We start from the raw sequence: 20,583 nt of genomic DNA, 5'->3' as shown, positions 1-20,583 counted from the left end.
GGAGTAAAAGTATGACGATGCCAACCCATCAGTGCCCATGGCGGATGCAGGTTCACCACATCCATCAGGAAACGCCGGATGTCTGGACGATTTCGCTGCTGTGTCACGACTATTATCCTTACCGTGCCGGGCAGTATGCGCTGGTCAGCGTGCGTCACTCCGCAGAGACGCTGCGGGCGTACACGATCTCCTCGACGCCGGGCATCAGCGAGTACATTACGCTGACGGTTCGTCGCATTGATGAGGGGGCGGGCTCACAGTGGCTGACAGGTGAGGTGAAGCGTGGGGATTATATCTGGCTCTCTGACGCGCAGGGAGATTTTACCTGCGACGATAAGCCGGACGACAAATTCCTGCTGCTGGCCGCCGGCTGCGGCGTCACGCCGGTGATGTCGATGCGGCGCTGGCTGGCGAAGAATCGCCCGCAGGCTGACGTGGCGGTGATCTTCAGCGTGCGCTCGCCGCAGGATGTCATTTTTGCAGACGAATGGCGTCACTACCCGGTTACCCTGGTGGCGGAAAACAACGCCACAGAGGGGTTTGTCGCCGGTCGCCTGAGTCGCGAACTGCTGCAAAGCGTACCGGATATCGCCTCCCGCACGGTGATGACCTGTGGTCCGGCGCCCTATATGGCAATCGTTGAAGAAGAGGTGAAGGCCCTGGGCGTGACCCGCTTCTTTAAAGAGCAGTTCTTTACCCCGGTCGCGGAAGCCGCCACCCACGGGTTGAAGATCACCAAACTGCAGCCTGCGCAAACCTTCTTTGGCCGCGTGGGCAGCACGCTGCTGGAGGCGCTGGAGAGCAATAACGTGCCGGTGGTGGCTGCCTGTCGTGCAGGCGTGTGCGGCTGCTGTAAAACAAAAGTGGTGGACGGGAACTATACCGTTACCAGCACCATGACGCTGACGGATGCCGAAGTGGCGGAAGGCTATGTGCTGGCCTGCTCCTGCCATCCGCAGGGGGATCTGGTGCTGGCCTGAAAAAACGCCCGGTGGCGCTACGCTTGCCGGGCCTACAAAAGAGCGCGAACCGTAGGCCGGGCAAACGCAGTGCCGCCCGGCATTACCGCCGCAGAGGAATTACTTCCACGCCGGATCGCTGACCACCGCAAACCGCCCTGCCCCCAAAAATGCCACCGCCAGCGCCCCCACAAAGAAATAGACCAGACTCTCAATCGCCCATGCCCCTACCGCATCCAGCGCGAAGGTTTTCCCGGTGCCTACCATCAGCCACGCCACCACCATGGTGAACGCTAATATCAGCGCCGCCGGACGGGTGAGAATGCCGAGAATAATCAGGATCGGCGCCACCACTTCACCCATCAGCACGCCCCAGGCGATAAAGCCCGGCAGCCCTTTTGCCACCAGCATGCCTGCAATCCCCCCGACCCCGTCGATAGCCTTATGCAGGCCATGAAACAGCATCAATCCCCCCACCGCCAGCCGCAGCAACAATCTGCCGAAATCTTCGTGCGTTAGCGTTTCATTAACAGCAAGTAACAATGATTTAACCATCTGAATTAACTCCATTTTTAACTAAACTCCTACCACAATATGACGAAATGTTGCACAGTGAAAGCAACTATTAATAAGGGGGATTCCGCGGGCATGCCGGTCAGTTTCATCTAAGCTTGAAAGCGTTATCACATTCAGGAGATGGACTACCATGAAACAAACCGTGGCGAACTATATTGCGAAAATGCTGGAACAGGCCGGGGTAAAACGGATCTGGGGTGTTACCGGGGATTCCCTCAACGGTCTGAGCGACAGCCTGAACCGAATGGGCACCATCGAATGGATGCCGACCCGCCATGAGGAGGTCGCCGCGTTCGCCGCCGGGGCCGAAGCCCAACTGACCGGAGAGCTGGCGGTCTGTGCGGGCTCGTGCGGGCCTGGCAACCTGCACCTGATCAACGGTCTGTTTGATTGTCACCGTAATCATGTCCCGGTGCTGGCTATCGCCGCGCACATTCCGTCGAGCGAGATCGGCAGCGGCTATTTTCAGGAGACGCATCCGCAGGAGCTGTTCCGTGAATGCAGCCACTACTGTGAACTGGTCTCCTCCCCTGAGCAGATCCCCCAGGTGCTGGCCCTGGCGATGCGCAACGCCATTCTGAAGCGCGGCGTTTCGGTGATTGTGCTGCCAGGCGACGTGGCGCTGCAGGCTGCGCCGGAAAGTGCCAGCACCCACTGGTATCCTGCGCCCCAGCCGGTGGTGACGCCCGCCCACGCGGAGCTGAAAAAACTGGCCCAGCTGCTGCGCTACTCCAGCAACATCGCCCTGATGTGCGGCAGCGGCTGCGCCGGAGCCCACGAGGAACTGCTGGAATTTGCCGGCACCCTGAAGGCGCCGATTGTTCACGCCCTGCGCGGGAAAGAGCATGTAGAATACGATAGCCCCTACGACGTGGGGATGACCGGGCTAATTGGCTTCTCCTCCGGGTTCCACACCATGATGAATGCCGACACCCTGGTGCTGCTCGGGACCCAGTTCCCCTATCGCGCGTTTTACCCCACCGACGCCAAAATTATCCAGATCGACATTAACCCCGCCAGCATCGGGGCGCACAGCAAAGTGGATATGGCGCTGGTGGGCGACATCAAGGCGACCCTGAGCGCACTCATGCCGCTGCTGGAGGAGAAGACCGATCGCACCTTCCTGGATAAAGCCCTGAGCGATTATCGCGATGCCCGCAAAGGGCTGGATGACAAGGCGAAACCCAGCGATAAAGCGCTGCACCCGCAGTATCTGGCCCAGCAGATCAGTCGTTACGCCGACGAGGATGCCATCTTTACCTGCGACGTAGGTACCCCCACCGTCTGGGCGGCGCGTTACCTGAAAATGAACGGCAAGCGCCGCCTGCTGGGGTCGTTTAACCACGGCTCAATGGCCAACGCCATGCCGCAGGCGCTGGGGGCGAAAGCCACCGCGCCGGACCGTCAGGTGGTGGCGATGTGCGGCGACGGCGGCTTCAGCATGCTGATGGGCGACTTCCTTTCAGTGGCGCAGATGAAACTGCCGATCAAAATCATCGTCTTTAACAACAGCGTGCTGGGCTTTGTGGCGATGGAGATGAAAGCGGGCGGCTATCTGACCGACGGTACGGATCTGCACGACACCAACTTCGCCGCCATCGCCGAAGCCTGCGGTATCACCGGTATTCGCGTGGAGAAAGCCTCAGAGGTGGATGAGGCCTTGCAGCGCGCCTTTGCCACCGACGGCCCGGTGCTGGTGGATGTGGTGGTGGCCAAAGAGGAGCTGGCTATTCCGCCGCAGATCAAACTGGAACAGGCGAAGGGCTTTAGTCTCTATATGCTGCGCGCCATTATCAGTGGCCGCGGTGACGAAGTTTTGGAGCTGGCAAAAACCAACTGGCTCAGGTAAAACATTTCACATCACCTTTTAAACTATAGGGATGTGAAATGATTGATTTACGTAGCGATACCGTAACCCGCCCGACGCAGGCCATGCTCAAGGAGATGCTGGCCGCGCCGGTCGGGGACGACGTCTATGGCGATGACCCCACCGTTAACGAACTTCAGCGCTATGCCGCCGAACTGAGCGGCCACGAGGCCGCCCTGTTCCTGCCCACCGGCACCCAGGCGAACCTGGTGGCCCTGCTCAGCCACTGCGAGCGCGGCGAAGAGTATATCGTCGGCCAGGGAGCGCATAACTACCTGTACGAAGCGGGCGGCGCAGCGGTGCTCGGCAGCATTCAGCCCCAGCCGATCGATGCCGCCGCAGACGGCACCCTGCCGCTGGACAAGGTGGCGGCTAAAATCAAAGCCGACGACATTCACTTCGCCCGCACCAGACTGCTCAGCCTCGAAAACACCCATAACGGCAAAGTGCTGCCGCGCGACTACCTGAAAGCGGCGTGGGAGTTTACCCGCGAGCGTAAACTGGGGCTGCACGTCGACGGCGCGCGCATCTTCAACGCTGTGGTGGAGTATGGCTGTGAGCTGAAAGCGATTACGCAATATTGCGACTCGTTCACCATTTGTCTCTCCAAAGGGCTGGGCACGCCGGTGGGCTCCCTGCTGGTGGGCAACGCCGACTACATCAAGCGCGCCAACCGCTGGCGCAAAATGACCGGCGGCGGCATGCGCCAGGCCGGGATCCTCGCCGCGGCGGGTCTGTACGCCCTGAAAAATAACGTAGCCCGCCTGAAGGACGATCACGACAACGCCGCGTGGATGGCTGCGCAGCTGCGCGAGATCGGCGCCGACGTGATGCGTCACGACACCAACATGCTCTTTGTCCGCGTCGGAGAGGAACATGCCGCAGCATTAGGCGAGTTTATGAAGGCGCGCGGCGTGCTGATTAACGCCTCGCCGGTGCTGCGTCTGGTGATGCATCTCGACGTTAACCGCGAGCAGCTGACAGAAGTGGTTGCCCACTGGCAGGCATTTTTGCAGCGCTAAGGAGTCCACGTGCCGCAACGTATTCTGGTGCTGGGTGCCAGCGGGTATATCGGTCAACATCTGGTGGCCGCCCTGAGCGCACACGGGCATCAGGTACGGGCTGCGGCACGCAGCATTGAGCGTCTGCAAAAGCAGGCCCTGCCCCACGTCACCTGCCATGCTATCGACCTCAACTGGCCGCAGACGCTGGCGGCGCTGCTGGAGGGGGTGGATACCCTTTACTATCTGGTACACAGCATGGGCGAAGGGGGTGACTTTATCGCCCACGAGCGCCAGGTGGCGATGAACGTGCGCGACGTGCTGCTGGAACACCCGGTTAAGCAGATTATCTTTCTCAGTTCGTTACAGGCACCGGCGCATGAGCAGTCCGACCATCTGCGCGCCCGGCAACTTACCGCCGATATTCTGTGCAGCGCCGGGATCCCGCTTACCGAACTGCGGGCCGGGATCATCGTTGGCGCCGGTTCTGCCGCCTTCGAAGTGATGCGCGATATGGTCTATAACCTGCCGGTGCTGACCCCGCCGCGCTGGGTCCGCTCCCGCACCACGCCGATTGCGCTGGAGAACCTGCTGCACTATATGGTGGAGCTCCTCAACCACCCGGCCACGCAGCACCGGGTGCTGGAGGCCGCCGGACCCGAGGTGTTGAGCTATCAGCAGCAGTTTGAACATTTTATGCGGGTAAGTGGCCGTCGTCGCCCGCTGATCCCCATTCCTTTCCCGACCCGCTGGATCTCAGTGTGGTTTTTAAATGTGATTACCTCCGTGCCGCCGACCATTGCCAAAGCGTTAATCCAGGGTCTGAAACACGATCTGCTGGCGGACGATCGCGCGCTGCGCAACCTGATCCCGCAAACGCTGATCCCCTTCGATGACGCGGTTCGTAACACGCTGAAAGAAGAGGAGAAGCTGGTGAACTCCAGCGACTGGGGCTACGACGCCCAGGCGTTCGCCCGCTGGCGTCCGGAATATGGTTACTACCCGAAACAGGCCGGATGCACGGTGAAAACCACCGCCAGCCTCAGCGCCCTGTGGGAAGTGGTGAACCAGATCGGCGGTAAAGAGCGCTACTTCTTTGGCAACGCGCTGTGGCAAACCCGGGCGATGATGGATCGGCTCGTCGGGCATAAGCTGGCGAAAGGCCGTCCGGCCGCGCCATATTTGCAAACCGGCGATACCGTTGACAGCTGGAAGGTAATTATCGTTGAACCTGAAAAGCAGCTGGCGCTGCTGTTTGGCATGAAAGCCCCCGGCCTCGGGCGGTTGTGCTTTACGCTCAAGGACAAAGGCGACCACCGGGAGCTGGACGTGCGCGCCTGGTGGCATCCGCACGGCATGCCAGGTCTGTTCTACTGGCTGCTGATGATCCCGGCGCACCTGTTTATCTTCCGGGGAATGGCCCGGCGTATTGTTTTTCTGGCAGAACAAAACAGAGAAAAAGAGTAATTAAAACTCTGAATCTTTCACGTTTCCCATTGCATACAGTCGTAATTCACGGAAGAATGCGCACGAAATTCTTTCAATACAGTGGATCGATATGAAGGTACTGGTTACCGGCGCCACCAGCGGCTTAGGCCGCAATGCGGTGGAGTTTTTGCGCAATAAAGGCGTCAGCGTCCGGGCCACCGGTCGTAATGAAGCGATGGGTAAATTGCTGCAAAAAATGGGCGCAGAGTTTGTCCATGCCGACCTGACGGAACTGGTCTCTTCCCAGGCAAAAGTGATGCTGGCCGGAATCGATACGCTGTGGCACTGCTCCAGCTTTACCTCACCCTGGGGAACCCAGGAAGCGTTCGACCTGGCAAACGTGCGCGCCACCCGCCGTCTGGGTGAGTGGGCTGTGGCCTGGGGCGTGCGCAACTTCGTGCATATCTCCTCGCCGTCGCTCTATTTCGACTATCACCACCATCGCGATATCCAGGAAGATTTCCGTCCGGCGCGCTTCGCCTGCGAATTTGCCCGCAGTAAAGCCGCCAGCGAAGAGGTAATCGATCTGCTGGCGCAGTCTAACCCGCATACCCGTTTTACCATTTTGCGTCCGCAGAGCCTGTTTGGCCCGCACGACAAAGTGTTTATTCCGCGCCTGGCGCAGATGATGCACCACTACGGCAGCGTGTTGTTGCCGCGCGGCGGGGATGCGCTGGTGGACATGACCTATTACGACAATGCCATTCATGCCATGTGGCTGGCCAGCCAGCGTGAGTGCGACGGGCTGCCATCCGGCCGGGCATACAACATCACCAACGGCGAGCCACGCTCGCTGCGCAGCATTGTGCAAAAGCTGATCGACGAGCTGAACATTCACTGCCGGATCCGCTCCGTGCCCTACCCGATGCTGGATATTATTGCCCGCAGCATGGAGCGGCTGGGCAATAAGGCTGCCAAAGAGCCGATGCTGACGCACTACGGGGTGTCGAAACTGAACTTTGATTTTACCCTCGATACGCAACGCGCTGAGAGCGAGCTGGGCTATAAGCCGCTGGTGACGCTGGATGAGGGGATTGTGCGCACCGCGGCCTGGCTGCGGGATCACGGGAAGTTACATCGCTAACAGCCCGGCGCGCGGCAGAGAAAAAAACGGCATCCCTGAGGTTGCCGTTTTGCTATTAAAGCGCGGTCCAGGCGTCTGCCCATGCCAGGCCTACGCCTGGTTCATAGTAAGCCGGGGTGCTGTTACACCAGCCGCTGTACGGGAACGGCTTGCACTGGAAGAGTTTACCGTGGTTGTTCACGATATCCCCTGCGTTGTACTTGTTGTTGGCGCTCCACGCCGCGTAAGTGTCTGAGCCTTCGTCACCTGACGGGGTCTGCGCTTTCGCTTTCACGTTCAGCAGGTAAGTCGTGGTGTCGCTCAGCTCGCCATCGCTGACGGTCAGGCTCACTTCAATCTGCTGAGCCGTTGCCGCCTCAGGCGCAGTAAAGGTCACTACCGCCTTGTCTTCACCGGAGACGGTCTGGCCGTCCTGGGAACGCCAGGTGTAGGTCAGTTTGTTGCCATCTTCGTCAGTGGAGCCTTCCGCGCTCAGGGAGACCTGGGCACCCGCGTCAACCGCCCCAACCGGGCCGGAAATGACCGCAACCGGCGCATGGTTAGTCACAGCTGGCGTCTCATCTGCTGGCGTATTGTCAGCCGGGGTGTTATCAGCCGGAGTATTATCCGCTGGCGTATTGTCTGCCGGGGTATTGTCCGCAGGCGTATTATCGCTCGGGTTAACCGCAGAGCCATCGTCATTGACGATATTCACGTTAAAGAACTTCTGCACGCACTTGGTGTAATCGCCCTCTTTAAAGGCGCTGAATGGCGTCTGATAACCCACCAGCTGACAGGCGTAGGTTTTGCCGTCCGGCGTATCTGCGCTCCATCCCCAGTCCTGTTCCCAGTAAATTTTCAGGGCACCGGCGCCGCCTTCATCAAACTGCTTCATGTTGGCACAGCCCAGGACTTCATTTTCCGGAACCGGCACTTTCAGGTAGTTGGCGAACTCTTTGTAGTATTTGATCCGGTTTTCCGACTGGGCAATTTCCGTCGGGCCGCCACATTCCACGCCGCCGTTAATGATCTGGGTGGTCACGCCGAAGCCCGGTACCAGGCCGTTAGCTTTGTCGTGATCGTTTGGCTGCCAGGTGCCGTCGATGACCTGCAGCATGCTCGGCTTCGGCGGTTGCGGGTAGGCGAAGAAGAAGATGGCGCTCGCCAGGTTCAGCCAGGTGTCGGCAACCAGCTCCGGTTTGTCCAGCAGCGTGCGGACGTCGCCAAACATCGCTTCCGAGAACGGACCGTAGTTATAGTTGTAGGAGAGCTGCTTGGCGCCGCGGCCAAAGTAGCTCAGGAAATCGCCGTCTTTGTCTTTGCCGCACGGCCAGGTCTGTCCCTGCCAGACATCCGGGTTGCATTCGCCGTTATAGCCGCCCTTCTGGCCTTCGCTCCAGCCCATTTCGCGAACGTATACCAGCGCCTGACGCCATTCGGCTTCCGGACGCCAGGATTCATGCCCGCCGGTCTCCTGCGCGAAGTGTGCAAACATGGTCGCCAGCTCTTTACGGCAAATCGCCAGGCTGTCGCGGCCATCGGTGTAGGTATCGCACAGCGCCGGGAATTTACTCACCGCTTTCAGGAAGTTGCTGTAGCTGTACTCTTTGGCGCGCAGCGGGAACAGATACTCCCAGTCGCTCTCCTTCAGAATGCTTTCAACACGCTTCACGTTATCTGGATTGGTCGCCTTACCCGGCTCAATCTGCTCCACCAGGGCGTTATCCAGGGTGCGGATTGTCGCCTTGACCGACTTCATCAGCGGAAAATCCGTTAACGCCTGCTCTTTTTTTGCCAGATCGCTGGCTTTTATCGTGTAGGGTTCACTGCTTTCCGCCTTGAGCATGTTTGCCTGTGCCATTACTGGCGCAACACACGCCCCCGCGACCAGAATGCTCAGCAATGTCCTTTTATTCATCTACGTTGTTCCTTTTCAAAACGATAATAAGCAATACGAACTCGATTTATGTATTAACCCTTTAATAAATAAATCCGGGACAGCAACCTTTTCTTTCTGAAGAACACTCGTAAGATATTCTTCAAAAAAAACTGACTATCGGTACTGCGACATCCGTTTTATTCTTTGATATTTCGCCCAGACTTTTCTGGCGTAAATCCTGCGCTGGGGATAATTCTCCGGTTTCAGTTCCGCGTTATAGGCGCCGACCGCCTCCCAGTTATAGCCGTAAACGTTAATCATGCCGGAGAGAATAGAAGCGCCAACCATAATAGAGGTGCAGGGCTCCGTTATTAACCGGTATTCATCAATGCCCTTTTTTTCCAGCTCAGCAAAATGCGTACTATTTATTTGCATCAGACCGACATCCCGGGAGCCGTCGTGGTTATAACCGACCGCGTTCGGATTGAGGCCGGACTCCACGTCCGCAATGGCAAATAATAACCAGGGATCGACATGGTAATATTTCCCGGCAGAATTCCAGCAGTTGGCTAATGCCCCCTGACTGATTAACAACAACAGAAAAATAACGCGTTTCATCTCTTCACCTGGCCGACGCTGATGGACTGACCGCGCGGTGAAGCGCGGTCATTGATGGCGGGCAAAGATCGCGCCCGCCATCTCAGAGAAGGACGATTATTTGCAGTCTGCTGCTGCGCCTTCTTTCACCCATACATCGCTGTTGGCTGGGTTATCACCACGGGTCCACCACTTCGCACGGTAAACGAAACCTTCATAAGTGGTCGTGTCGCCGCCGTTATAAACCATTTCGGGTTGCCAGCTGAACTTCACTTTGCTGACCAGTTCCCATGCTCCCTCGCCAAAGCCAGGCTGGTTGCCCTGAGTCCAGTACTTAGCTTTCCAGACCAGATGGTCGAAGCTAACGGTATCGCCAGTGTTGTAGACCTTGCTGCTGCTCCACGCAGCATATTTGCTGGCGTTGGCATCGACAGGCTTATCACAGCTACCGGTTGCTCCTTCGTCGGACGGAGGAGTATCTTCATCAGCTGGTGGCGTGACGTCATCCGCAGGCGGCGTGACATCATCGGCTGGCTCAGACGCTTTTGGCGTGACGTTAACCTGCACGGTTGAGTGCACGCTCTCTTTGCCATCGCCGACCACTACGCTCAGGGAGTAGCTGGACTCGGAGGTCACCTCCGGCGCAGTGATGCGCACGCTTGAGGTATTGATACCGGTAGCATTCATCTCTGCCGGTACGCTCCAGCTATAGGTCAGCGCATCGCCATCTGGATCGGATGCCTGGACATGCAGGGACTGCGTCTGACCCGCTTCCAGGGTGACGGCCTGCATTGGGTTAACCACCGGAGCCTGGTTCGCTTTAGGCGCTTTGTTGACGACCTGGACGTTCACGGTGCTGGAGAGCCCTTTCGTATCGGTCACGGTCAGACGGAAGGCCAGGGTATGGTCGCTGGTCACAGCCGGAACGCTAAAGGTGGCTTTCGCGGAGGTGCTGTTCGCGATATTCACCGCGGTTCCGGAAATCTGCGTCCACTTGTAGGTCAGCGCATCGCCATCCTGGTCGGAAGAAGCAGAACCATCCAGCGTGACGGTCACCGGACCGGTCACGGTCTGGTCAGCAGCGGTCGCCACAGGCGCGTGGTTGGTGTTCGCTGGCTCGTCAGAAGAGGAACCGTTGCCCAACAGGCTTTCGTTCATGGCGTTCAGGATATCGCCGTTATCGGATTCAATAGACCATGCGAACAGACCGCCGAGGTTTTTGTCCAGTACGTACTTGCCTTTCGCCGCAACCGAACGGGCGTCGTCATAGCTCACCAGCTCGCCGGTGGCTTTGTTGAACAGGTAAGGCGCTTCTGCCGCGCTGTCATATTTGTACTCCCAGCCTGGCTTGCCTTTCATCTGATTGGCAATCACGCGGTAGTCAATGATACCCGCTTCCCAGGTACCCGGAATTGCGCCAGTCGCGGTGCCGGTGAATGGATTGTCGCCGGTGTAGCCGTGTACGCCGGTCCAGCCGCGACCGTACATTGCCGCACCCACTACGATTTTGCCCGGCTGTACTTTCTGGTCCAGCATCGCTTTCACGGCGTTATCGGTGGTGTAGTTGGTATCTGGTTTCCAGGAAGCACCGTACAGCGCCGCCTGGTGACCCAGTTCGGTGTTACTCCATGCGCCGTAGTAGTCGTAGCTCATCAGGAAGATATGGTCGATGTACTGCTGTGCAGTGGTGTAATCGACATCTTCAATCTTATCTCTACCGGCGCCGATAGCGGTGGTCAGCTCGTAAGTACGGCCAGTCTCAGCAGACAGCTCGTTCAGCATGGCGCGCAGATCGTGCATCAGTGCGGTATAGGTGGCTTTGTCGGTCTGCGGGTTGCCCAGTTTGGCATTCTCGCCGCCGCCGCCCGGGAATTCCCAGTCGATATCCACGCCATCAAACACTTTCCAGGTTTTCAGGAACTCTTTAACTGAGCCGACGAAACGGTCGCGCAGCACTTTGTTGTCCATCTGGAAGAAGGGATCGGACAGGGTCCAGCCGCCCACAGAAGGCAGGATCTTCAGGTTTGGATTGGCTTTTTTCATCGCCATCAGCTGGCCGTAGTTACCTTTGTACGGTTCGTCCCAGCCGGTCACACCTTGCTGTGGTTTTTGCAGCGCAGCCCACGGGTCATGAATGGCGACGGTGTAGTCCTGACGGCCAGCACAGGCGCGTTTCAGGGATTCCAGCGCGCCGGAAGATTTAGCGCTATCGTTAATGCCATCGCCACCGCAAATTGGAATGAAGCCGTAAAGAATGTGGTTCAGGTTGGCAACCGGGATTTTATCCACGGTGAAGTTACGGTCGTATACGCCCCACTCAGGGAAATAGGCCGCAACCACTTTATCGGTATGTTTGGCGAACGCTTTGTTGTTCTCATGAAGCGTGGTGTTTAATGGCAGCAGGTGGCTACCGTCGGTATCCGCCACAATGATCAGTTTGCTGGCGCTGGTGCTACAGCCGCTGTCATTACATACCTGAACCTGCTCCTGGTAACGGCCCCCTTTTTTCACCTTAAAGGTGGCGGAGCCTGTCGCGCCGCTCGCGCCAGACCAGACTTCCTTACCATCCAGCAGCACTTTTGCCGAGGTTGGAGCATCACCACTCCAGACATTCCACTCAACTTTAACGTCTGCGCCATCGTGAACTTTTACCAGAGAGTTATAGTCCTGCGCGGCCTGGTCAACTTCAACAATAGCAAACTTGTCGTTGCCGCTGGTCAATGATGGCACACCTGGAACGGCTGCAAATACAGGGCTGGTTGCCGCTGCAACAAAAAGCGCCAGGTATTTAGGCTTAAAGAAATTCATTTTCATATCCTAATAACTCTACGTGAACTTTAAAAAACATGTCTTCCTTAAACATGAAATAAAACCAACATGGATTTAAAAAAAATTAAATACATAATGAATTAAAATGTTTTTAATATTTTCAGTTAATCTTAATTATAAAATTAACGTCACATGCGGTTTATAACGAAGATAGTATTAGCAAAAAAATGATTACTCACCTCTTTCCCTTGTCGAAAAAATCTCAAAATATAATTGACAGATTTAATTAGGGGATGAGTGAATAATTTTGCAAAATAAAGGTAATAACGCCTCCGGCCGCCAGTGCCGGGCCAAAAGGAATGTGCGCGGCTTTTTGATCCGCTTTAATAAAGAGGAGATGTCCGGCAATGCCGGTTAACGACGCCAGTAACAGTACATCAGGCAGCGCCTGCCAGCCGCACCAGGCGCCCAGCGCGGCCAGCAGCTTGAAATCACCGTAACCCAGACCTTCGCGACCGGTTATCAGGCGAAACGTCCAGTAGACAAGCCAGAGAGAGAGGTAGCCCGCCACGGCGCCGATAATGGCATCGCGCAGGGGCAGCGTCGGGCTGATAAGGTGGACCAGCAGCCCGGCCCACAGCAGCGGTTGTGTCAGGCAGTCCGGCAGCAGCAGATGCCGCCCATCGATGAGGGCGAGCGGCAGCAAAAAGGCGCTCAACAGCCAGAGGGAAAAGAGCCCGGCAAGGTCTGGCATAGACCAGGCGGTGGTGCCAAAAAAGAGGAAGGTAAAGGCTTCAAGTAACCATAAACGCAACGGGATAGCGCTGCCGCAGTAGTGGCAGCGCCCGCGTAGCGCCAACCAGCTTACCAGTGGGATATTTTGCCACCAGGCTAAATCATGCTGGCATGCCGGGCAGTGCGAGCCCGGAACGAGTAAGTTAATCCCGGCCTCATCTTCAAGCAGCATCGGCGGGATCCGCTCTGCTACCACGCCGAGAAAGCTGCCGATAATTGCGCCAAAAACGGCGCTCATCAGGCTGAACAGGCCCGGGCTGCTCTCTCTGAACAGGACGAAAGCCGTCATGCCGTTTTTTTCCAGCTAAGCTGGATCTCTGCCCTGACGTCACGCTGGTGGTCGACAGGAGTCAGCTTTATTTTCTCCAGTTTGATCCCTGAGGTGGCGTTAATTTCGCGCAACCAGTTCTTCAGCTCATTGATCTCCATCCGGGGCACAATAAACGATAACGTCTGCCCCTCCTGACGCACATCATTTAGCGGCAGCTTTATTTGCTTTGCGCTGTTTTCCACCATGCTACGCGGATTGTCGGTTGTTAATTGCTGCACCTGGAGATGGTTTTTATCGATTTCGCTACGCATCCAGTTAAGGGTATCTCTCTGGCGCTTCAGCGTTGACTGGCTATTTTTAATCATATTATCCAGCGGAACCATGCCGCCGTAATAGACGACGGCGCAGCCCAGCGCCGCGGCACAGAATTTCATCAGCACCTTTTCACGGGCAGAGTAATTCTGATACCGCGCTTTAAGCTGTGCGACACGCTCTTTCATTTGTGTTTCCCCGTGATCATGGCGGTAAAGGGCGCGGCCGTTGAAACCGGCTGCAGCGAAAAGTTGAAATCCGCACTGCTCTGCTGAATGAACGCCTGCAGCGATGCGCTGTTCTGGCTGCTGGCGCTGAGCGTCCAGCGGTTTTGCGCACCGTCATAATCCAGCAGGTTAATTTCTATACCCGGAACCGCCTGCTTCGCTTTGTTCAGATCTGCCATTTGCAGAAAGACGCCTTTGTTAACCTTCTTCAGGTTCTGACCAAAGTGATACTTAATATTGCTTTGCTGGCGAAGGCTGGGGAAATGATACTGATAGACCGTGGCGATCTCCTGTTGCAGCTGGTTTTCCTGGTGCACCAGCAGCAGGGCCATCGCCAGTCTCGGCCCCAGCAGCAATCCGACGCTGAGCAGCGCCAGGGCAACCATTGCCCCTTTCATGCCTTTGGAGGCACCGCCCTGGGCGCCGCGGGGATGAAACTCACCGTGCAGCACATTGGCCCGGCAGTTCTGCCACTGCGGCTGGATCAGCACTAACGGGTGCTGCCAGGGTAAGGATTCATCCACCGCAATTCCGGCAGGCGCCTCGCCATAGCAGCGCACCATCCCCGGCTGAGATTTCGCCATCAGCAGCGGCAGCAGCGAGGCGTCGGCTTCACAGGCGCTGGCCGGTGAAAAGCGCAGCCAGTAGCTCTCATCCAGCGCAACCAGCGTGCTTCCGCCTTCCACGACCGGCAGCAGCCAGGCGTCAGGCAGGGCCTGAACGACCTTCAGCCCGGCCTGCTCAAAGCGGGTGAGCCAGTTGCGCAAGCGCCGACCCTCAATGGCGACAGCATCCACTTCCTCTCCTTTTTTGCTCAACACCGTCCAGTGCAGGTCATCGACGTCACCGATCAGCGTCTCCTCGGCCATCCACGAGAATGGCGTCGCCTGGGCGCTGAGCCCTTTCTTTGGCAGGGAGAAGTGGCGGAAGATCGTCTCACCGGCGGGTAACAGCAGACAGACGCGCGACGCCAGCGGATGGTCCGCAAGCGTCGACAGGGCCGCCATGCCGTGGAGCGTATTGACCTGCTGGCTCCCGGATTCGCACCATGCAATGGTCCCGTCCTCGCGGCTGTCGGGACGTACAAAAAGTATCTTTTTCATCGGTATCGGCTTTTATTATTCAATCATTCGGTAACGGCGCTGCCAGGTTACGATCTCGCCCGCTTCACTGTTAACCTGAAGCTGACTGACCACGCGCAGCGTTAAATCATCGGTGTTGCCGGTGTAGTTCACCCGGAAGTAGCGACTGTTGACGGCTACCTGTTCAGCCACCTGAGTTAACTCGTCTTTCAGCTGGGGGAAGTTTTGCTCCAGCGCCTTGCTGAAGGCCTCCACGTTTTCCCATCCCGCTTCCGGGCGCGACGCGAGCAGCCGGGCGGCGTCATCCTCCCTCAGTTTTCCCGCAAACAGCGCCGCCAGCAGTTTTGCCTGTTCAGGCTTGAGGGTATTGACGTTGATCTTGCTGCTGGCATCCGGCAGGGCGCACAGTAGCGCGCTGACTTTGGCATAGGCCGATGCCGGAAACGCGGGCAGCAGCCTGATTTCGCTGATGTTGCGCATCATCTGGTTGGCCGGAAGCCGCGCGGGCTGCACACCTGCCCAGGCATCACTCTCCGCGGCCCCTTTCGCCGTGGTGCTGTCGCCGTCCAGGTAATCCACCAGCTGTTGATAGACCTGCTCAGCGGTGATCTGATCCAGACCCGCGTCGGCCAGCAGTTGTTCAACCGTCTGCTGCTTACGGGACTTCTCCGGTATGGCTGACGTGGCCTGATCCTTTGCCGCCTGCTCCACGGTCAGCAGATTATTGACGTTAAAGCAGTCCTGCGCGTCCTCAACCTGGCTCACCACCGTGTAAAACTCCCCCTGTGTCTCAAGGGGTTGATGCCACTCACCGTCCGGCTCCAGCGGATTCTCGCCGCTGGCGGCGGTCTGCAACAGCTGCTTCACCGCCTGCTCCTGGCGCTGTATCGCCCAGCGCAGCTGCTGCTGGCTCACCTGGTAGTGGGTTTTCTGTAAATTACGGCTGAACTGTTGGCTGATTCTGGCCGCCAGGGCCGACATCATCACCAGCAGGATTAGCACCACCAGCAGCGCAACGCCCCGCTGCTGGCTTTGATTCATTTTGTTCATGGCTGACTTTCCGGTACCGTTGCTGGCGCTTGTTCAGGAGCGGACGCAGGCTTCGCCTCTTCGGGCTTTTCAGCCGTTTTCACGGCGATCTGCGGCTGCGGCATGTCGCCTGGGGTGGTAAAGACCCAGCGCCAGGTGTCGCCGCTCTCCATGGTCAGGGTCAACTCGACCCCGTCTGGCTGATGCCCGCTCTCTCGCCAGGGCTTCTGCCATGAACCGCTGAAAAATCGCCACTGGGCGGATTTCACCTCAGAGACAATCGGCACCACTTCGGGTTTTACGCCTGCCGGGCTGTCGATGGTCGGCCAGACATCGCGCCACAGCCGGTGATCCTCAAACCGCCAGCGCACCCGCTCCAGCTGAACATGCCCGCTCACCCCGTTGAGGGTGGTCAGTTCGATGGCGTTATCATCCTGGCGAAAAACGTCGGGTTCATTGCGCGGTGCCCGGGCCTGCTGCTGAAAAAAATCACGCTCCAGCAGGCTCCAGGCGCGCTGGATCTGATTGAGCCTGGACGCGTTGCGATCGGTGGCATTGCTGGTACGCATCGCGCCGTCGAGGATCTGCCAGGCGAGGGTGCTGATCACCGCAAAGATGGTCAGCGCAATCATGATCTCCAGCAGCGTAAAGCCGCGTTGGCTTTGCCGTTTCTTCATTTTTTCTCTCCCGGAGGCAGTACCCGCATCGCTACCACCGGCTGGCTCTCATCCCCTTCGGCATAGACCAGGATCTCATCCGCCCAGCGCTTATCGGCAACCTTCACCCGCTGCATCCGCCAGTTCCAGTTGCGCCCGCCCATCAGTTCCGTCCCCTTCTGCCCTGCATCCGGGAAGTCGCTCTTGGTCAGCTGCGCTTCGGCGAGCAGATTCTCAGCGACCCAGCTGGCCTGGAGGGTATCCGCCAGACCGTGGGTAAAGCGCACGTTCAGGGAGACAGAGTTCATTAACGCCAGCGCGGCGGTGGAGAAGATCACCAGGGCGACCATCACCTCCAGCAGCGTCATCCCGCGCTGCGAGGCATTTCGTTTAGCCATCGTTCTCTACCGTAACCGGTGCCGCGCCCTGCGACACCACGCGGAAATGGTGTTGTTTATCGTCACTCTGTAATGTCAGGGTGAAACGGCTCATCTCGCCGTCCGGCAAAAAGACGATCTGCGGCTCGGCGTCAGGCGTGGCGGCCAGACGCTGCGGGGTGAGCGAGACGTGCATCCCTTCAGGGAAGTCGCCCCCGGTAGTGATACGGCGTTGCGCTAACGGCACCCAGCGGCGTTCACCCTTTTTTTCATTGAACGTCATCAGCTGATATTTATCCGGCGTCACCACCAGGCCCACAATATTTCCGTCCATCACCGCCCGGTCGGAACCATATTCAACAACGGCTTTTAATTGCTGACCAAATATATCCGCGCCGTTGCGCGACGGTATTGTTGAGACCACCATCATGGCGCAGCTGGCGAATATCACCAGCGCGAGAATAATTTCCAGCAGCGTAAAGCCGCGTTGCCTGTTCATTATTTTTTATCGAGCGACCAGTTGGTAATATCGTCTGCGGTATTGGCTTCGCCGTCCGGACCGGCGGAGAATACGTCAACGGCGCCATGTTCGCCCGGGCTGACCAGAATGTAATCACTGCCCCACGGATCCTGCGGCAGGCGGCGAATATAGCCGTCGGCGCGGTAGCCGTTCGGGATTGGCGCGATTTCAGGTTTGGTGACCAGCGCCTGCAGGCCCTGTTCAGTGGTGGGATAACGGTGGTTATCCAGCTTATACATATCCAGCGAGCCTTCCAGCGCCACAATATCGCTGGTGGCTTTCTGGATATCCGCTTTCTCTTTATTTCCCATTAAATTCGGCACCACCATACTGGCCAGTACGCCGAGAATAACAATGACCACCATTAATTCGAGCAAAGTAAAGCCCGCCTGGCCCGCCAGGTTTTTTCGTTTCATCGCCATAATTAACCTACCATATTATTAAGTTGCAGAAGCGGTTGTAATATTGACATCACAATAAACAGAACAATGGTCGCCATAGAGACCACCAGCGCCGGTTCAAATACCGACAGCGTTAAAGTGATGCGATGCTGTAATGCTGATTCCTGGTTTTCGGCCGCGCGATCCATCAGGTTACCCAGCTCGCCGCTCTCTTCGCCGGAGGCAATCATGTACAGCATGGTGGGCGGGAATAATCTCGCCTGCTCCAGGGCGGCATATAACGAGGCTCCCTGGCGCACGGTGTCCGCCGCCTGTTCCAGCACCTGGCGGGCGTGCAGATTTTCAATCCCGTCCATGGCGATATACATCCCCTCAAGCAGCGGCACGCTGCTGGCCTGCAAAATACTGAGGGTGCGGATATAGCGCGCGCTGTTGATGGCGCAGACCAGTTTTTTGATTGGCGAGGCGTTAACCAGCCAGCGGTGCCAGACAAAGCGGTTCCGGGCGTTTTTAAGCCAGCTTTTAAAGCCGATAAATGCCGTGACCAGCCCGCCGCCGATATAGAGGCCATACGCCTGCAGGAAATCACTCACCGCGATCAGCGTGCGGGTGGTGATCGGCAGTTGCTGTTTCATATGGGTAAACTGCTCAATCACCTGCGGCACCACCGCCACCAGCAGGATGCAGATCACCGCCACCGCCACCACCGTCAGGGTGATGGGGTAAACCATCGCCTGGGTGAGCTTGCTTTTCATCTTCTGGCGCTGCTCGTTGTACTCCGCCAGTTTTTCCAGCACGTCCCCGAGATGGCCGGTTTTTTCCCCGGCCATCACCAGGGTGCAGTAGAGTTTGTCGAAGGTGCGCGGAAACTGGCTGAAGGCGTCAAACAGCGTGTGCCCTTCCACCACTTTGTCGCGGATCCCGGTCACCATCGCCGCCAGCTTTTTATCTTCCGACTGCTTTGCAATCGCCTTCAGGGCGCTCTCCAGCGGCAGCGCGGCGTTCACCAGAGTTGACAGCTGACGGGTGAACATCGACAGCACCGGGGTGGAGAGTTTGATCCCCTTCTGCGCGCTACCGGTTGTCGCAGGTTCGCGGGTCGGCGTAATGCTCACCGGCATCAGCTTTTGCTCACGCAACGTCTGGCGAACCTGCTTCGGCCCCTCGGCCTGCAGGATGCCGCGCTGGGTTTTCCCCGCCGCACTGGTGGCTGTCCACGCATACCACGCCATTATTCATCTCCCCCGCGCTCGGCGGTGACGCGCATGACCTCTTCCAGGGAGGTGACGCCGGAAATCACCTTCAGCAGGCCGTTTTCACGCAGGCTGTAGGCCTGTTTGAAGAGTTCGGTCTCGATGGACATCTCATCTTTATCTTCGTGAATGGCCCGGCGCATCGCGCTGTCCACCACCAGGAATTCATGGATCCCGGCTCGCCCCTGATACCCGCTCTGACGGCAGTGTTCGCAGCCCACCGCGCGGTAGATCGCTTTCGGCGGCGCCTCCATAAAGCTGAACAGCGCTTTTTCATTGGCGTCCAGCGGAGTGGTGGTCCGGCAGTGTACACACAGCCGACGCACCAGACGCTGGGCAATGACACCCAGCAACGATGATCCGATTAAAAATGACTCCAGGCCCATGTCGCGCAGGCGGGTGATGGCCCCTGCCGCGCTGTTGGTGTGCAGCGTGGACATCACCAGGTGACCAGTGAGAGACGCCTGCACCGCAATCTGCGCGGTTTCGCCGTCACGGATTTCACCGATCATCACCACGTCCGGGTCCTGGCGCAGTATGGCGCGCAGCCCGCGGGCAAAGGTCATGTCGACGCGCGGGTTAACCTGGGTTTGCCCCACCCCTTCCAGCTCATACTCGATGGGATCTTCAACGGTGAGGATGTTGCGTTCATGGGCGTTCAGCGCCGAAAGAATGGCGTACAGGGTGGTACTTTTCCCGGAACCGGTCGGGCCGGTGACCAGAATGATGCCATGCGGACGGCCAATTAATCCCTTCAGCTGCTGTAACTCTTCGTCGATCAGACCCAGCTTGTTAATGTCCGGCTTGAGATTGCTTTTATCGAGCAGACGCATCACTACCCGCTCGCCGTACTGCGAGGGGATGGTGGAAACACGCACGTCGATCGCTTTACGCCCGATACGCAGCGAAATACGCCCATCCTGCGGCAGCCGTTTTTCGGCGATATCGAGCTTCGACATCACCTTGATACGGGACACCAGCAGCGGCGCCAGCTTGCGCGCCGGTTGCAGCACTGGACGCAGCACGCCGTCGACGCGAAAGCGGATGCTCAGGGTACGCTCAAAGGTTTCGATATGAATATCCGAGGCACCGTCTTTCACCGCCTCGCCGAGAATGGCGTTGATCAGGCGGATCACCGGCGAGTTTTCGTCGTTATCCAGCAGATCCTCGTTATCCGGGATCTCCTCGGTCAGCGCCATCAGATCGATATCGGCATCCATGTCATCCACCAGCTGCTGCGAGACACCGCTATTCTGCTGCCAGATTTTGGCCAGCATCTCGTCAAACGCCTCTGGCGTCAGGACAACCGGCGTAAAAGAACGGGCCAGCACCCGGCGCATCTCCAGCAGAGCAAAGGCCGGGGCGTCATCGCGGACAAAGACCTGATCCTGATAAAAGAGGACGCCGTTATCCTTGGCAAAGCTGCTGGTGCATAAGGCATTGGTGAGTTCATCCATCTCC

Annotated in this window: 19 protein-coding genes; 5 read left to right on the top strand and 14 right to left on the bottom strand. The window is 57.8% G+C overall.

Annotation, left to right across the window (positions count from 1 at the left end):
* The first annotated feature begins 11 nt into the window (after positions 1 to 11).
* The gene (gene hcr / locus C2U54_RS12360) at positions 12 to 980 is read left to right on the top strand and encodes an NADH oxidoreductase (protein WP_103178893.1); all 969 of its coding nucleotides are present in this window, start codon (positions 12 to 14) and stop codon (positions 978 to 980) included.
* A gap of 99 nt (positions 981 to 1,079) precedes the next feature.
* On the opposite strand, the gene C2U54_RS12355 is transcribed toward hcr, so the two are convergent.
* A complete protein-coding gene (locus C2U54_RS12355) occupies positions 1,080 to 1,514 on the bottom strand; it encodes a DoxX family protein (RefSeq protein WP_103178892.1) in 435 nt (144 codons plus the stop codon).
* 151 nt (positions 1,515 to 1,665) lie between these two features.
* On the opposite strand from C2U54_RS12355, the gene poxB reads away from it, so the two are divergent.
* From poxB to C2U54_RS12335, 4 genes are all read left to right on the top strand, one after another.
* Entirely contained in the window at positions 1,666 to 3,384 is a 1,719-nt protein-coding gene (gene poxB / locus C2U54_RS12350) for a ubiquinone-dependent pyruvate dehydrogenase (protein ID WP_103178891.1), read from the top strand.
* Positions 3,385 to 3,422: 38 nt separating this feature from the next.
* Entirely contained in the window at positions 3,423 to 4,424 is a 1,002-nt protein-coding gene (ltaE, locus tag C2U54_RS12345) for a low-specificity L-threonine aldolase (protein WP_103178890.1), read from the top strand.
* A gap of 9 nt (positions 4,425 to 4,433) precedes the next feature.
* A complete protein-coding gene (locus tag C2U54_RS12340; RefSeq protein ID WP_103178889.1) occupies positions 4,434 to 5,870 on the top strand; it encodes an SDR family oxidoreductase in 1,437 nt (478 codons plus the stop codon).
* Positions 5,871 to 5,961: 91 nt separating this feature from the next.
* On the top strand, positions 5,962 to 6,975 hold the full coding sequence (locus tag C2U54_RS12335) for an NAD-dependent epimerase/dehydratase family protein (RefSeq protein ID WP_103178888.1): 1,014 nt from the start codon (positions 5,962 to 5,964) through the stop codon (positions 6,973 to 6,975).
* A 55-nt stretch (positions 6,976 to 7,030) separates the two neighbouring features.
* Here C2U54_RS12335 and C2U54_RS12330 read toward each other — a convergent pair whose 3' ends face one another.
* From C2U54_RS12330 to gspE, 13 genes are all read right to left on the bottom strand, one after another.
* Complete coding sequence (locus C2U54_RS12330) at positions 7,031 to 8,872, bottom strand: glycoside hydrolase family 19 protein (RefSeq protein ID WP_103178887.1); 1,842 nt, start codon at positions 8,870 to 8,872, stop codon at positions 7,031 to 7,033.
* A gap of 135 nt (positions 8,873 to 9,007) precedes the next feature.
* Complete coding sequence (gene iagB / locus C2U54_RS12325) at positions 9,008 to 9,451, bottom strand: type III secretion system invasion protein IagB (protein ID WP_103178886.1); 444 nt, start codon at positions 9,449 to 9,451, stop codon at positions 9,008 to 9,010.
* Between the two features lie 96 nt (positions 9,452 to 9,547).
* Positions 9,548 to 12,238 carry a glycosyl hydrolase family 18 protein gene (locus C2U54_RS12320; RefSeq protein ID WP_103181055.1) on the bottom strand — a complete coding sequence of 897 codons (2,691 nt, stop codon included), beginning with the start codon at positions 12,236 to 12,238 and terminating at the stop codon, positions 9,548 to 9,550.
* 247 nt (positions 12,239 to 12,485) lie between these two features.
* Positions 12,486 to 13,283: a prepilin peptidase gene (locus C2U54_RS12315; RefSeq protein ID WP_103178885.1), complete on the bottom strand. Its 798-nt coding sequence runs from the start codon at positions 13,281 to 13,283 to the stop codon at positions 12,486 to 12,488.
* Positions 13,280 to 13,765 (bottom strand): type II secretion system protein GspM, encoded by a 486-nt coding sequence (gene gspM, locus C2U54_RS12310; protein WP_103178884.1) that lies wholly within the window; start codon positions 13,763 to 13,765, stop codon positions 13,280 to 13,282. The genes C2U54_RS12315 and gspM overlap by 4 nt, the downstream gene beginning before the upstream one ends.
* Complete coding sequence (gene gspL / locus C2U54_RS12305) at positions 13,762 to 14,907, bottom strand: type II secretion system protein GspL (RefSeq protein ID WP_103178883.1); 1,146 nt, start codon at positions 14,905 to 14,907, stop codon at positions 13,762 to 13,764. Before gspL ends, gspM begins: the two co-directional genes overlap by 4 nt.
* Before the next feature lie 15 nt (positions 14,908 to 14,922).
* Positions 14,923 to 15,936 (bottom strand): type II secretion system minor pseudopilin GspK, encoded by a 1,014-nt coding sequence (gene gspK / locus C2U54_RS12300; RefSeq protein ID WP_103178882.1) that lies wholly within the window; start codon positions 15,934 to 15,936, stop codon positions 14,923 to 14,925.
* Positions 15,933 to 16,592 carry a type II secretion system minor pseudopilin GspJ gene (gene gspJ / locus C2U54_RS12295; RefSeq protein WP_103178881.1) on the bottom strand — a complete coding sequence of 220 codons (660 nt, stop codon included), beginning with the start codon at positions 16,590 to 16,592 and terminating at the stop codon, positions 15,933 to 15,935. Before gspJ ends, gspK begins: the two co-directional genes overlap by 4 nt.
* Entirely contained in the window at positions 16,589 to 16,969 is a 381-nt protein-coding gene (gspI, locus tag C2U54_RS12290; RefSeq protein ID WP_103178880.1) for a type II secretion system minor pseudopilin GspI, read from the bottom strand. The genes gspJ and gspI overlap by 4 nt, the downstream gene beginning before the upstream one ends.
* Positions 16,962 to 17,447 (bottom strand): type II secretion system minor pseudopilin GspH, encoded by a 486-nt coding sequence (gspH, locus tag C2U54_RS12285; protein WP_103178879.1) that lies wholly within the window; start codon positions 17,445 to 17,447, stop codon positions 16,962 to 16,964. The genes gspI and gspH overlap by 8 nt, the downstream gene beginning before the upstream one ends.
* On the bottom strand, positions 17,447 to 17,890 hold the full coding sequence (gene gspG, locus C2U54_RS12280) for a type II secretion system major pseudopilin GspG (protein ID WP_103178878.1): 444 nt from the start codon (positions 17,888 to 17,890) through the stop codon (positions 17,447 to 17,449). Before gspG ends, gspH begins: the two co-directional genes overlap by 1 nt.
* Before the next feature lie 2 nt (positions 17,891 to 17,892).
* Positions 17,893 to 19,101, bottom strand: a complete 1,209-nt coding sequence (gene gspF / locus C2U54_RS12275) for a type II secretion system inner membrane protein GspF (RefSeq protein ID WP_103178877.1) — start codon at positions 19,099 to 19,101, stop codon at positions 17,893 to 17,895.
* Entirely contained in the window at positions 19,101 to 20,579 is a 1,479-nt protein-coding gene (gene gspE, locus C2U54_RS12270; RefSeq protein WP_103178876.1) for a type II secretion system ATPase GspE, read from the bottom strand. The genes gspF and gspE overlap by 1 nt, the downstream gene beginning before the upstream one ends.
* Positions 20,580 to 20,583 lie beyond the last annotated feature (4 nt).

Origin of the sequence: Leclercia sp. LSNIH1 (assembly GCF_002902985.1) — a bacterium.
In the GTDB taxonomy this organism is placed as follows: domain Bacteria; phylum Pseudomonadota; class Gammaproteobacteria; order Enterobacterales; family Enterobacteriaceae; genus Enterobacter.
Note: the sequence above shows the minus strand (reverse complement) of the source record. Positions and strands in the feature narration are given on the sequence as shown.